The sequence below is a fragment of the Pseudomonas sp. Leaf129 genome (assembly GCF_001423465.1).
Taxonomy (GTDB): Bacteria; Pseudomonadota; Gammaproteobacteria; order Pseudomonadales; family Pseudomonadaceae; genus Aquipseudomonas; species Aquipseudomonas coleopterorum.
Window position 1 is genome coordinate 1,364,481 of the sequence record NZ_LMOC01000001.1, and the last position, 13,674, is coordinate 1,378,154.

Consider the following 13,674-nt stretch of genomic DNA (forward strand, 5'->3'; position numbering starts at 1 on the left):
GCTTTAATGAGTGCAACCCTTACCGTCCACTGTCCTGCGACAGGAGTACCCGATGGATCGCCTCAGTGCCAAAGACTTCTCCCCCGAGCTGCTCGAGCTGTACGACTTCTACGCTCACGGCAAGATCAACCGCCGCGAGTTTCTCGACCGCGCCGCGTTGTTCACTTTCGGTGGGCTGACCGCGGGCGCATTGCTGGCCAGCCTGAGCCCTAATTACGCGCTGGCCCAGCAGGTGGAATTCACCGACCCGCAGATCATTGCCGAGTACGTCACCTACCCGTCGCCGAACGGTCACGGCCAGGTGCGTGGCTATCTGGTGCGGCCGGCCCAGGCGACCGGCAAGGTCCCCGGCGTGGTGGTGGTGCACGAAAACCGTGGCCTGAACCCCTATATCGAAGACGTCGCGCGACGGGTCGCCAAGGCTGGCTACATGGCGCTGGCGCCCGACGGGCTGAGCTCGGTCGGCGGCTACCCCGGCAACGACGACAAGGGCCGAGCCTTGCAGGAGAAAGTCGACCCGACCAAGTTGATGAACGACTTCTTCGCCGCAATTCCATGGCTGATGCAGCATGAGGGCAGCACCGGCAAGGTCGGCATGACCGGCTTCTGCTATGGCGGTGGCGTCTCCAATGCCGCGGCGGTGGCCTATCCGGAGCTGGCCTGCGCGGTGCCCTTCTATGGTCGCCAGGCCGATGCCAAGGATGTGCCGAAGATCAAGGCACCCCTGCTCCTGCATTTCGGCGAGCTGGACACACGCATCAACGAGGGCTGGCCGGCCTACGAAGCGGCGCTCAAGGCCGCCGGCAAGACCTACGAGGCATACATCTACCCCGGCGCCAACCATGGCTTTCACAACGATTCCACCCCTCGCTACGACAAGGCCGCAGCCGACCTGGCCTGGGAGCGTACTCTGGGCTGGTTCGAAAAGTACCTGAGCTGACGTAGAATGCCGGCCCTTTGCAGCCGTGATTTGAACCATGAACGCCGACGCCCTTGCCACCTTGCACCAACACCTGCTTCAGGCCCTCACTCAGCCACCGCTGGAAACCCGCCGGCTGTTTCACGGCCGCGGACGGCGCTGGCCAGGGCTTGAGCAACTGACGGTCGATTGGCTGCAGGGCATCGTGCTGGTGTCGCTGTTCAAGGAGCCGCCGCCCGAGCAACTGACCGCCTTGCAACATCTACTGGTTCAACTGGGCGACTCGCCGGAGTGGGCCAGCAGCGGCGCGCGCAGCCTTGCCCTGCAATACCGCTACCTACCCACCAGCGACGTGCAATGGCTTGTGGGCGAGGCGCAAGAACAGGCGATCCTGACCGAAAATGGCCTGCAGTACCGCATTGACCTGGGGCGCAAGCAGAACAACGGGCTGTTCCTGGACATGCGCTACGGCCGCAACTGGGTACGGGAGAACGCCCAGGGCCGACGGGTGCTCAACCTGTTCGCCTACACCTGTGGATTCTCCGTGGCCGCGATCGCCGGTGGCGCCGCCCATGTGGTGAACCTGGACATGTCGCGCGCCGCACTGAGCCGGGGACGTGAGAACCATCACCTCAATGGTCACGACCTGGGCAAGGTCAGTTTCCTGGGGCACGATCTGTTCAAGTCCTGGGCGCGAGTCTGCAGGGACGGCCCGTACGACATGGTCATCATCGACCCGCCGTCGTTTCAGAAAGGCAGCTTTCTGCTGACCAAGGATTACCAGCGGGTGCTGCGTCGCCTACCGGAACTGCTCAGCGAATCAGGTGTGGTACTGGCCTGCATGAACGATCCGGCGCTGGGCCCGGAGTTTCTCGTCGAGGAATTGCGTCGCGAGGCGCCGGGCCTGCGTCTGGAACGACGTCTGGACAATCCGCCGGAGTTTGCCGACATCGATCCGGCCAGTGGCCTCAAGGCGCTGGTGTTCGTGCAGCGTTGAATTGATATGGCGAAGGGAAGATCTGCGAGGGCCTAACATACCGTACGGCGACTGACCATCTTAAATATTGAACGCTTTTGCGTGCCTGGCGAACCAAGTAAAAGAGAGCCACCGGGAGGTGAGAGTCCCGGCGGCTCGGGTGACACATCGAATGAAACCCTTGAGAGGTATCCGCCATGTCAGCGCAGGAATATAACACCATCCGCCACACCCCTGTCAGTGCATTGGGCTCGATCCCGGCCAGTCAGTTGATCGCTTTTGTCGAAGCCTGCCGTCCGCTGGTGCGCGACGCGATCCTGAATGCCAGATTGACCCGATGAGCCTGCCGGTAGTGTGCAGCCCCGCCATGGCGGGGCTTTTTAATGTCTGCAGAACCGGTTTCAAGGCTGACGCTGGGTGATCAGGGTGCGCACCCGCTCGCTCAGCGCTTCCAGCGCAAACGGCTTGGTCAGCACCTCGGTGCACGGCTGCAGATGGCACTTGTCCAGTGTCAGGTTCTGCGCATAGCCGGTGATGTACAGTACAGGCAGTCCGGGTCGAGTCACCCGCCCCAGCTCTGCCATCTGCCGGCCATTCAGGCCGCCCGGCAGGCCCACGTCCGTCACGAGCAGATCGATGCGCACCGTCGACTGCAGCAGGTCGCGCCCCTGAGCGCTGTCTGCGGCCTGCAGGACCACATAGCCCAGACTTTCCAGCAACTCGGCCACGGCGTCGCGCACCGATGCCTCGTCGTCGACCACCAGCACCGTCTCGCCGGCACCGCCCGTGTCGATGGACGCATGACCCGCATCGACGGGGGCGACATCCATGCCAGCACAATGCCTGGGCAGGTACAGGCTGACCGTAGTGCCGTGGCCCGGCCGCGACTGGATCTTCACCAGTCCGCCGGATTGCCGGGCGAATCCGTAGATCATGGACAAGCCAAGGCCGGTGCCCTCGCCGACCGGTTTGGTGGTGAAGAACGGCTCGAACACCTTGGCCATCACTTCGTCGGTCATCCCCGAGCCGTTGTCGGTGACGTGCAGCGCCAGGTACTCGCCAGCCTGCACCTCGTGATTGTATTCGTCACTGTAGGGCAACCACTGGTTCGCGGTTTCGATGGTGATGCGGCCACCCGCAGGCATGGCGTCGCGAGCGTTGATGCACAGGTTGAGCAACGCGTTTTCCAGCTGCGTCGGATCGATCAGGGCGGTCCATAACGCGGGGGTATCGCGCACACTCACTTCGATGGCCGGTCCAACCGAACGCCGCACCAACTCTTCCAGGCCACTAATCAGCGCGTTGACGTCGGTCGGTACCGGCGCCAGAGTCTGGCGACGGGAGAACGCCAGCAGGCGATGGGTCAGCGACGCGGCGCGCTTGACCGCGCCCTGGGCCACGTTCAGGTAGCGTTCCAGATCATCCATACGCCCCTGCTTGAGGCGCATGTGCATCAACTCCAGGCTTCCGGACAGGCCCGCCAACAGATTGTTGAAGTCGTGGGCGATGCCGCCGGTCAGTTGGCCCACAGCCTCCATCTTCTGCGCCTGATGCAGGGCCGCCTCGGCCTTTTCCCGTTCGGCGATGGCGATGCGCACGCGCTCTTCGAGGGTCTGGTTCAGCTCCATGACGGCAGCCTCGGCCTTCTTGCGTGCCGTGACGTCGATGGACGAGCCGATCAAACCGATGACTTCGCCGTCCTCGTCCACCAGGGGCGTCTTGAGCGACAGCCAGGTCGCCGCCGTGCCGTCGGGAAGGCGCACTTCTTCTTCCACTTCCTGGGTGTGGCGGCCTTCCATGATGCGCCGGTCGGTCTCCATGATCACCCTGGCCTGGACCTTGTCTTCCAGAAACTCCAGGTCGGTGCGGCCGATGTACTGCTCGGGCGGTTTGCCGATGAGTTCGCTGGTGCCGCGGTTGGCCACCAGCATCCGCCCCTGGCGATCCTTGGCGTAGACCACACCCGGCACGGCAGCGGTGAAGGTACGCAGCAGGTGGGTCATGCGATCGCGTTCCGCCTCGGCGGCGCGGCGCTTCTGAATGTCCAGCAGAACACCGGGAAAGCGCTGCGGCCGGCCGGCTGCGTCGAATTCCACATGGCCGTTGGCTTCGATCCAGCGATAGCTGCCATCGCTTTGCAGCACTCGATACTCGCAGCGGTAATGACCGCCGTTGCCGAGCGTCTCGAACACGGCCGCCTCGACCCGGGGCCGATCCTGCGGGTGAACGCTGGCCATGGCCTCTTCCAGTGGCAGGCCCTGTGCGCAGACCTTGGCGGACAGGCCGAAGGTTCGGGCGAAGCGGTCGTCGGCACTGAAGTGGTCGGCTGCGACATCCCACACCCAGGTGCCCACGATCGCCCCGGTGTCGAGGGCCAGCTGCAAGCGCTCGGCCGTATCGGGAGCATTCGGCTCGTCAGGCGCGCAGGGATTGCGAGGGTGTTCGGGAGGCTGGGTCGGCATATCGGCTCACAGCGGAACGCAGGGTGCGCTGATGGTGACCTTGCCGTAGGGGTAATACAAGCCTGAGCAACGCAAAATCCCCGTAGCAGCGGCGCGAGCCGCGTCCGGCTGCGCCGCGGAGTTGTCAGGTACGCCGCCTGAGCAGATAACTGTCCATGATCCACCCATGCCGATGCCGCGCCTCCTGCCGCGCCTGAACGATGGTGTCGGCCATGTCATCGAGCCGTCCGCTCAGCAGCACTTCATCCTCGGTTCCCACATAAGCGCCCCAATAGATGTCCAGATCCTGCCCGAGCAAGGCCAGGAAGCCGTCCTTCGCATCGAGCATCACCACCACCGTATCGATCCCATCGGGCATCCCCCCCGCCAGACGCCGCCCTGTGGTGATCTGCACCGCGCCGGCAATGCTGTTGAGAGTGATCCGGTGCGCCGCCGTCAGCGCCTGAACGCTGGTCACGCCTGGAAACACTTCATAGTCCAGCGCCCGCGCCCCGTCGGCAGCAATCGCATCGACGATGCGCAATGTACTGTCGTACAGCGACGGATCGCCCCACACCAGCACCCCGGCGCACTCGCCATCGGCCACTTCGTCGTCCAGCAGTTGCTCGAAGACCGCGCGCTTGCGCGTGTTCAGAACATCCACCGACGCCCGATAATCCGAGCCGGCCGGACGCTTGGGCTGAAGCACCTCGACCACTCGATACGCGCCAGGCGCTGTGTGACGTTCCAGAATGTCGCGACGCAGGGCATTGAGCTTGCCCTTGTGCTCGCCCTTGTCCAACAGGAAGAACACATTGACTCGCGCCAGCGCACGGGCGGCCTGGACGGTGATGTGTTCGGGATGACCGGCACCGATGCCGATGATGAGGAGTGTTTTCACAGCAGCTCCATAAAGGACAAAGCCCTGAAGCGCCAGGGCAGTGACGACGCCGCACGCACCGCCACTACCCAAGTGAGTCGCGCCTTACAGCGTCCACTTCACGGTGAAGACCGCATTGCGCGGATCGCCGTAATTCAAACTGCCAAAGCCCACACCGCTGTAATAGCTGCGGTCAAAGACATTGTTGAAGTTTATGCGGGTATCCACATTTTCGCTGACCTTGTAGCCCACCATCAGGTCGACCAGCGCATAGCTGTCCTGCTCGAAGTTCGAATAGCCCTCGGGATGGGTTTCGGTCTGCGCCGTCAACGTACCGCCCACTCGCCACTTCTCGAACTGCGGCAGGCGATAGGTGGTGTTGAGCTTGAGCAGGTGCCGAGGCATTTCCGGCGAGAAGCGGTTGCCTTGGTTGACGTCGTCCTTCTTGTAGATCACGTGGGTGTAGGTGTAACCGGCACTGGCATTCCAGTTGTCGGTGATCGCACCACTGACGTCCAGGTCGATACCCTTGCTTTGCACTTCACCCGAGGCACGTGAACAGTAGATGGACGTCGGCGCGCTGGGGCAAGGGCTGGGGCCGCTCAGATCGTTGGTCGCGCGGTTTTCCTGATTGACCAGGAACAGCGCCGCACCGGCATTGAGTCGGCCGTCCAGGTACGCGCCCTTCACACCGATCTCGTAGTTCTTGCCAACGATGGGCGCGATGACCGATCCGCCTGCATCCAGTGCACTCTGCGGTTTGAAGATGTCGGTGAAACTGGTGTACACCGAGTAGGTATCGTCGATGTCGTAGACCAGCCCCGCGTAGCGGGTCACATGACGGGTAACCTTGTAGTCGCTCTTGGCGCCGCCGGTGCTTTCGATGTCGGCGTCGTACCAGTCCAGACGTCCACCCAGGATCAGCTTGAGATCGTCCGCCAGGTTCCAGCGAGTGGTCACGTAAGTGCCCACTTGAGAGTTGTCGGTCTTGAGCGTCCAGCCTTGCAGATCATAGTTGGGCTTCTGCTCGGTGACATCGCCATAGCCGCCGTGACCGTCGAACAACTCTTCACGGTAACCGGTGCCCACCACCAGTTCATGCTCGCGCCCGAACAGCTGGAAAGGTCCTGAGGCGTAGAGGTCATAGGAGCTGTGGTCGTCGGTATAGATATAATTGCCGCCACCGAACGAGAGTTCATCACCGCTGTAATAGCTGTAGGCGCCGAGCATGTGGATGCGCGCCCACATCTTGTTCATCGCCAGGTTGATCTTCCAGCCGTTATCGAAGGCGTGCTGCAGGTTGGCGAACGCCTGGGTGTTGTCGGTATCCCAATAGGCCCACTTGGGGCCGACGTAGGTCGAGCGCGACAGGTGCAGATCGGTGCCGGCGGCGCTGAGCGGCAGGCCCGTCCAGTTGTTGGCCTTGTTGTCATCCTGATGAGAGGCGCCCAGTGTCAGCATGGTCGCATCGGTCACGTCAGCTTCGAGCACTCCGTAGAAAACACCGCGTTCGCGCTCGACGTAATCCTGGAAGCTATTGCCATCCTGGTAGGCGCTGACCAGACGTCCTCGCACACTGCCCTGCTGGTTCAGCGGGCCGGACACATCGACTTCGGTCCGGTAGCGGTCCCAGGTACCGGCGCTCGCGGTGACGCTGGCCTGCAGATCTGCGGTGGGCTTCTTGCGCACCATGTTGATGGCCGCCGCCGGGTTGCCCGCGCCTTGCATCAAGCCGGTCGCGCCACGGACCACTTCCACGCGATCGAACATCGCCGAATCGGCGCCGGTCACCACGTCCTGGGTGTAGGTGGACACATCGGTCGGCAGACCGTCATACATCAGATTGTCGACGCTGAAACCCCGCGCCACGTAGCTGACTCGTTCCGGACCATAGGACTGCACGATCACACCTGTGGTGTTCTTCACCACGTCGTTGAGGTCGGTCATGTTCTGATCGTCCATGCGTTGACGCGTGACGACCGTGACCGACTGCGGTGTTTCGCGAATCGACAGCGGCAGCTTGGTCGCAGTGTTCATGCTGCCGGTGGTGTAGGAACCGGTACCCTCGGTCGTCGCGATCCCTTCCAGAGCATTGCCCTGCGCCGAGACTGCGGTTGCGCCGAGCTCCACGGCACCGGCCGAAGCGGCCGTTGGAGCAGTCACGCTGACCACATTGCCCTGCACACTGCCCACCAACCCACTGCCCGCCAGCAAGCGCTGCAGCGCCACGCCTGGCTCCATCTGGCCCGCCACCTGCGGAGCCGTCTTGCCCGTTACGGCAGCCGGCTCGTAGACCACCTGCAGGCCACTGGCTCGGCCAAGGGTTTGCAGGGAGTCGCCCAGCGGCTGCGCAGGTAGATTGATGGCAACCGGCGCCGCCTGTGCCAGGCCGACGATGAACAGCGAAACGCATAGCGCAAGTGAGCGCTGAGGGAAATGAGTCATGGATATCGATGCCCTAGGAATGGATCGCAAGGCGGCCCGCCCATCCTGGGCAGCGACTCGCCGCGGCATGGCACGGCGGCGAACTTGCGGACATGACCGCTCGGCTGCGGTCGCGGCACACGGTAATTAAATGTGAAATTTTTGTAAATGATTATTTATGTCGTTTGGGAACCGAATGCAGCCGTGAATGTCTGCACGGCTTGAACAAAGCAGGCGCATTGCACGCCTGCCCGATTGATCACCGTCTCAGAGCGACCATTTCAATGAGAGCATGACGTTGCGCGGGTCGCCATAAGTGCCACTGCCCGTGGCCGTGGGGATGCCCTGCCAATACCTTTCATCCAGCACGTTGTTGAAGTTCACCCGAGCGTCCCAGTGTTCGTCGAAGCGGTAACCGGCCATCAGACCCAAGACCGCATAGGCGTCCTGTTCGGCATGCCCGGTACCCACACGGCCATAGGTAGCGCTTTGCGCGAGCACATCGGCGCCGATACGGAGCTTGTCCAGTGCGCCTTCGAACTCATAGGTCGTCGCAGCCTTGAACAGATGCTTGGGCTGGTTCGGGGCAAACAGATTGCCTTTCTCATACGTGCGGTCTTTCACGTACTGGCTGAGTACGAGGGTGTAGGCCGCCGAAAATTGCCAGTTGGGCAAGAAGGCGCCACTGATCTCGGTGTCAAGCCCGCGACTGCGTACCTCTCCAGCCGCCTCGTAACAGGTGCGGTTGGTCGCCCGACAGCTGGCCGGCTGATCGGCAATCGCGTAGGCACGGTTCTGCTGAGTCATGTCGAACGCGGCCACCGACGCATTCAGGCCGCCGTCGAAGTACTCACCCTTGATACCGATTTCGTAGCTTTCACCGGTCATCGGGTCCAACACCGAGCCACCGACATCCTGTTGCGTCTGCGGCTTGAAGATCTCGGTATAGCTGGCGTAGACCGAGTAGGTGTCGTTCAGGTCATAGATCACACCGGCGTAGGGGGTGACTTCCTGAGTGACCTTGTAGTCGCCAATCGCCGAGCGGTTATCGTAGTCGTACCAACTGACCCGGCTACCGACGATGATATGCAGCGGGTCCAGAGGGTTGAAGCGCGCCGCGGCGTAGATGCCCTTTTCCGTCGCCGTGTTCTTGCTTTCATAGAGGCGATAGTCGCTGCGAGTGCGCGACGGCTTGGCAATGACGCCGGGATCGAAATTGTAGATGTCGATGGGCGTGGAGTTGTTCCAGTAGCCACCGGTCTGGTCGAACTTCTCCTGACGGCGGCTCGCACCGACGGTCAATTGATGCTCCCGGCCGAAGAGTTGGAAGGGGCCAGCCAGGGAAGCATCCACATTGGTCTGCACGTCGGTGGTGTCGTAGGCACCCGTAGCCTGCCCGTAGACGCCATTGCGTGGTGCCGTCAGGTAGCTGGAAAAGGTGTTGGACTCCGCCCAGATCTTCGCAGCGGCAGCCTTGGCCGTCCAACCGTTGTCGAAGCGATGGGTGACGTCGGTGAATACGCTGACGTTGTCCCGATCCCAATACGCCCAGTCGTTGCTCAGGAACGTGGAGCGAGACAGGTGCAGGTCTTCGCCATTCGGACCGGACGGCAGACTGCCCCAGTCCGAAGTCGCATCGTCACGCTGCTTGGAAGCGCCCAGGGTCCAGGTCGTGGCATCGCTCAGGTCGGCCTCGAAGACCCCATAGAACGTCTGACGCTGCTTCTCGCGCTCATCGATGTAGCTGTTGCCGTCTTCGTAGGCAGCCACAACGCGGCCACGCAGGGTGCCGGATGCGTTGAGCCGGTTCGACGCATCCACCTGAGTTCGGTAGCGATCCCATGTACCAGCGCTGGTGGTGATGCTGACCTGAGGCGTAGCAGTGGGACGCTTGCGCACCAGGTTCAGGGTCGCCGAAGGGCTACCAGCCCCGGTCATCAGGCCGGTGGCGCCGCGCACCACTTCGACCCGGTCATACAGGGCCAGGTCTGCCCCCGCGATGGTATCCAGAGTGAACTGGCCAATGCTGGTTGGCAGACCGTCGTACATGATGTTGTCGATGGAGAAACCGCGCGCCTGGAACGCCTGACGATCGCCGCCGAACTTGCGCAACGTGATACCCGGCGCGTACTTGACCACATCATTGAGGTCATTCATGCCCTGGTCATCCATGCGTTGGCGCGTGATGACGCTGACCGACTGGGGCGTTTCACGGATCGACAGCGGCAGCTTGGTCGCGGTGCTCATGCTGCCCGTGGTGTAGGAACCGGAGTGCTCAGTGGTGCTCATGCCGGCAATGGAACTGGTGGTGGCAGACACGGCTGTCGCGCCCAGCTCGATCGCTGCGCCACTGGACACTGTGTCTGTCGACGCCCCGCCCACAGGTTGTGCCGATGAACCTTCAGGCATCGGAGCAGCGTGGGCCAGGCCGGCGATGGACAAAGAAATGCAGAGCGCAATCGGGCGCAACGGAAATTGATTCATGGCATGACCTCAGGAATCCACACAAGGCGGTCCGCCCCCCCCGGGCGAAAACTCGAATGCGGGCTGCAGGAAACCTCGCAAACTTGTGTGCGAAACCGCGTTGAATGCGGAAGCGCGGCAAGGCTATGCAAATGTAAAAAATATGTAAACGATAATTAATCACGCCTGACAGGTATTCGCGCTTGACATACGCGATCGTTTGAAGCCTTTGACTCGCGCTTGCAGTGGACGCAGGTGTGGGAATCGGTAGAGCGATCGCAGACACATAGCCTGAAAGGCACAGCGGGGGCGGGTTGTGGTGGGAGGAGAGAAAATCAAGGGGACTTGCGACAGCAAACGCCCCGCCCTGGCACGCACCAAGGTCGGGGAATTATGTCTGGATGTTTCTAACTTCTGAGGTGTAGCGCTCAGCCGCGCGCAGGAAGCTTCCAGTTCGGCCGTATGAAATGACAGGTGTAGCCGTTGGGAATACGCTCCAGGTAGTCCTGATGCTCGGGCTCGGCTTCCCAGAACTCACCCGCCGGCGCCAGTTCGGTCACGACCTTGCCGGGCCACAGATCCGAGGCGTCGACATCGGCGATGGTCTCCAGCGCCACACGCTGCTGTTCTTCACTGGTGTAGAAGATTGCCGAACGGTAGCTCAGGCCCACATCGTTGCCTTGGCGGTTGGCAGTGGACGGGTCATGGATCTGGAAGAAAAACTCGAGGATCTGGCGGTAGCTGATCACGCTGGGATCGAAAACGATCTCGATGGCTTCAGCGTGAGTGCCATGGTTGCGGTAGGTGGCGTTGGGCACATCGCCCCCGCTGTACCCGACCCGCGTCTTCAGGACGCCTGGATAACGACGAATCAGGTCCTGCATGCCCCAGAAGCAGCCACCCGCCAGCAGAGCGGTTTCGGTCTGGACTGTCATATCGATTACCTTCGCTGAATGAACGTCGCCCATTCTAATACAACCGTTGCGAAGGCGCCGTACAGGCCGTCAGAGGTTAGTGAAACGAGCGACCGCCTCCACCACCTTTTTTGCCCCATCCTGGATTTCGACGATCACATCACCGGCCTGTCCGGCCAGTTGTACGCCCTGCTCGGCCTGCAGCCTGCTGTTGGCCATGTCGCGTACCGTGCCATCGACCAGCGCCTGATTCTGTTGCACCACTGCGGCGATCTCGTCGGTGGCGGTGCTGGTGCGCCCCGCCAACTGCCGGACCTCATCGGCCACCACGGCAAACCCACGTCCCTGCTCGCCGGCACGGGCCGCTTCGATGGCAGCGTTCAAGGCCAGCAGGTTGGTCTGCTGCGCGATGCTGCTGATGGTCTGGATGATCGAGCTGATCAGCAGCGACTGCTTGCCCAGCGCCTCCACACCGCTTGCCGCCGACTGCATGTCGTCGGCGATCTTGCGCATGGTCTGCACCGTATCGGTCACCACCACCGCGCCCCGCTGTGCGCTGGTGTCGGTACTGCGCGAGATATCGTAGGCGGTCTGCGCCGCCTGGTTGACTTCGGCCTCGCGCTCGACCTGATCGGTGACCACGGTGGCAAATTTGACCACCTTGTAGAGCTTGCCCTCGGTGTCGTAGACCGGGTTGTAGGTCGCTTCCAGCCAGATGGTGCGACCCATGCTGTCCAGGCGCTTGAAGCGTCCGGCCATGAACTCGCCGCGGTTTAGGCTCGCCCAGAACTCGCCGTAGCTCGGGGAGTTGGTATCCTCGCTGTGACAGAACATGCGATGGTGTTTGCCTTGCACCTGCGCCAGGTTATAGCCCATGCCGCGCATGAACTGATCGTTGGCCGACAGCACGTTGCCTTTCAGATCGAATTCGATCACCGCCGTGGAGCGCAGCAAGGCGTCGATGAACGAGGCGTTTTCCGCGGCCTTCTCCATGCTCTGGGTGACATCGGTTGCAAAGCACTTGATGTGCATGAGCACACCCGCCGCGTTTCTGATCGGTTTCCAGTGGGCGTTGATCCAGACCAGGCTGCCATCGGCCTTGAGGTAGCGATAGTTGTCGGACACCGACGTACCCGCTGCTACCGCCGAGCGGAAGTTGCTGTAGCAAGGCAGCTTGGTCACGTAGCTGGGAACCAGCTCGGTCATCAACCGGCCCACCAGCTGCGCCTCGGTATAGCCCAGGGTGGTGGCGAACAATTCATTGCAGGCGATGATGCGCAGCGACGTATCGATGTCGAGGCTGAGCATTTCATTCGTCATGCCGGCGACCAGTTGGCGCAGCTCCACCAATTCGTCGGCCTGGGCGCTGAGTTGCTGTTTGAGTTTATTGTTGAACATAGGGCACCGGCATCAGGGTCATGTGCACGTTATCGGCGGTATCTCGCCAGGGTTTAGGCGTTCACGGCAAATGTTGTTGCTTCAGGGCGAGCTGATCCCGAGCTAGAGCGGGCCGTCGGGACAATCCACAGAAGCTGTGGATAAGTCAGTGGACAACACCCCCCCGCCCCTCGCAAACCCGTATGGAATGGGGCCTGAAGTCAAACTGTCGATTTTTTCACCAACTCGAAAAGACGTTTTTTTTCATTGACTTAAGCGACTGATAACGAGTAGCCATGATCCATGAGCGATTGGCAGGCCCTGTAGACACATCTTCGTACACAGGCGGCCCTCAACGCTTCGTTTGCATCTGCATCGGTGCCATAGTGCATTTTTTTGCAAAAGAGCTTGCGTACTCTGCGCCGGCTGCGATAGTCTTCGACCCGTTAGTACCAAGCTGAAAGTCAATTCAGGTCGACCACCCTGTTCACACGGGATCGACCAACATGATGGTCTCCAGGTAACGCCCCCCGACTTGCGAACAAGTCCGGCATCAAGCGAATTACTCTGCCCCGACCAACCTACGATTGATCAGGATCTGCTTCCAGGGCCATGAACCTCAGCCCGGAATGTTGCCTGCCCTCCTAAGTACCTACCAGTCAGTCCAACAGCCATATCAAAGCGGCGCTGTTCACTGGCTGTCTTGTTCCAGACAGGTTCTTCGCCCGGCCAAAAGGCCCGCGTCACTGGAACGTTTTTATCGATCACGGCTCCAAGTCGTGACCATTGCAGGAACACACAACAACATGACTCATATCCAGACCCAGGATGCTATCCGCACCCTCACCCACGCCTTCGCTCCGATGAACTGCCTGATCATGGCTGCGCGCAAAGGCTGCTTCAGCTTCACCATCGTCAACGAGCACGGCATTGCCCGTCACAGCGAGCGTCTGTACCCGGAACAGTATTCCAGTGCAGAACCGCTGCAGGCCGTGATCGAACGCACGCGTCAGGCACTGGTTGCCTGATCGCTGCGGCGACGCACGAAAAGCCCCGACATCCGGGGCTTTTTCTTGCCTGCGATTTGACCTTCGACGCATGGCATTGCGGCCATTTGTGACGACCAACTGTAAACGCAAGTTACCGCACAGCTGTCTTGTATTGAACCCTTTCTGGAATTTAAGGTCGGGTACGGCGTAATTCTGACGTCAGTTCTTTTTCCCTCAGTACAACCCCAAGTGACCGGTCTAGACGGCTCGACCTGACCTGCCAGAAGCCCG

General features: G+C 61.4%; 10 protein-coding genes and 1 pseudogene. 4 read left to right on the top strand and 7 right to left on the bottom strand.

Going from position 1 to position 13,674, the window contains the following annotated elements; genetic code table 11:
- Positions 1 to 52 precede the first annotated feature (52 nt).
- The 3 genes from yghX to ASF66_RS22455 all read left to right on the top strand — a co-directional run bounded on the left by yghX (position 53) and on the right by ASF66_RS22455 (position 2,236).
- The gene (yghX, locus tag ASF66_RS05955) at positions 53 to 940 is read left to right on the top strand and encodes a YghX family hydrolase (protein WP_056843113.1); all 888 of its coding nucleotides are present in this window, start codon (positions 53 to 55) and stop codon (positions 938 to 940) included.
- A 37-nt stretch (positions 941 to 977) separates the two neighbouring features.
- Positions 978 to 1,916 (top strand): class I SAM-dependent methyltransferase, encoded by a 939-nt coding sequence (locus ASF66_RS05960; RefSeq protein ID WP_056843114.1) that lies wholly within the window; start codon positions 978 to 980, stop codon positions 1,914 to 1,916.
- A 176-nt stretch (positions 1,917 to 2,092) separates the two neighbouring features.
- Positions 2,093 to 2,236 carry a hypothetical protein gene (locus ASF66_RS22455; protein ID WP_156463138.1) on the top strand — a complete coding sequence of 48 codons (144 nt, stop codon included), beginning with the start codon at positions 2,093 to 2,095 and terminating at the stop codon, positions 2,234 to 2,236.
- 60 nt (positions 2,237 to 2,296) lie between these two features.
- Here the strand turns inward: ASF66_RS22455 and ASF66_RS05965 are convergent, their stop codons facing one another.
- From ASF66_RS05965 to ASF66_RS23180, 7 genes and pseudogenes are all read right to left on the bottom strand, one after another.
- Positions 2,297 to 4,357, bottom strand: a complete 2,061-nt coding sequence (locus tag ASF66_RS05965) for a hybrid sensor histidine kinase/response regulator (protein WP_056843115.1) — start codon at positions 4,355 to 4,357, stop codon at positions 2,297 to 2,299.
- 124 nt (positions 4,358 to 4,481) lie between these two features.
- Positions 4,482 to 5,237 (bottom strand): precorrin-6A synthase (deacetylating), encoded by a 756-nt coding sequence (gene cobF, locus ASF66_RS05970; RefSeq protein WP_056843116.1) that lies wholly within the window; start codon positions 5,235 to 5,237, stop codon positions 4,482 to 4,484.
- Positions 5,238 to 5,321: 84 nt separating this feature from the next.
- Positions 5,322 to 7,661: a TonB-dependent siderophore receptor gene (locus tag ASF66_RS05975; protein ID WP_056843117.1), complete on the bottom strand. Its 2,340-nt coding sequence runs from the start codon at positions 7,659 to 7,661 to the stop codon at positions 5,322 to 5,324.
- Between the two features lie 246 nt (positions 7,662 to 7,907).
- Positions 7,908 to 10,124 carry a TonB-dependent siderophore receptor gene (locus ASF66_RS05980; protein ID WP_056843118.1) on the bottom strand — a complete coding sequence of 739 codons (2,217 nt, stop codon included), beginning with the start codon at positions 10,122 to 10,124 and terminating at the stop codon, positions 7,908 to 7,910.
- A 407-nt stretch (positions 10,125 to 10,531) separates the two neighbouring features.
- Complete coding sequence (msrA, locus tag ASF66_RS05985; RefSeq protein ID WP_056843119.1) at positions 10,532 to 11,038, bottom strand: peptide-methionine (S)-S-oxide reductase MsrA; 507 nt, start codon at positions 11,036 to 11,038, stop codon at positions 10,532 to 10,534.
- A gap of 69 nt (positions 11,039 to 11,107) precedes the next feature.
- Positions 11,108 to 11,659: a methyl-accepting chemotaxis protein gene (locus ASF66_RS23175; RefSeq protein ID WP_269083344.1), complete on the bottom strand. Its 552-nt coding sequence runs from the start codon at positions 11,657 to 11,659 to the stop codon at positions 11,108 to 11,110.
- Positions 11,639 to 12,415 (bottom strand): annotated as a pseudogene (locus ASF66_RS23180) (PAS domain-containing protein); the annotation flags it as partial. The gene ASF66_RS23175 and the pseudogene ASF66_RS23180, both read right to left, overlap by 21 nt.
- 785 nt (positions 12,416 to 13,200) lie before the next feature.
- On the opposite strand from ASF66_RS23180, the gene ASF66_RS05995 reads away from it, so the two are divergent.
- Complete coding sequence (locus ASF66_RS05995; protein WP_049859078.1) at positions 13,201 to 13,422, top strand: hypothetical protein; 222 nt, start codon at positions 13,201 to 13,203, stop codon at positions 13,420 to 13,422.
- The last annotated feature ends 252 nt before the right edge of the window (positions 13,423 to 13,674 follow it).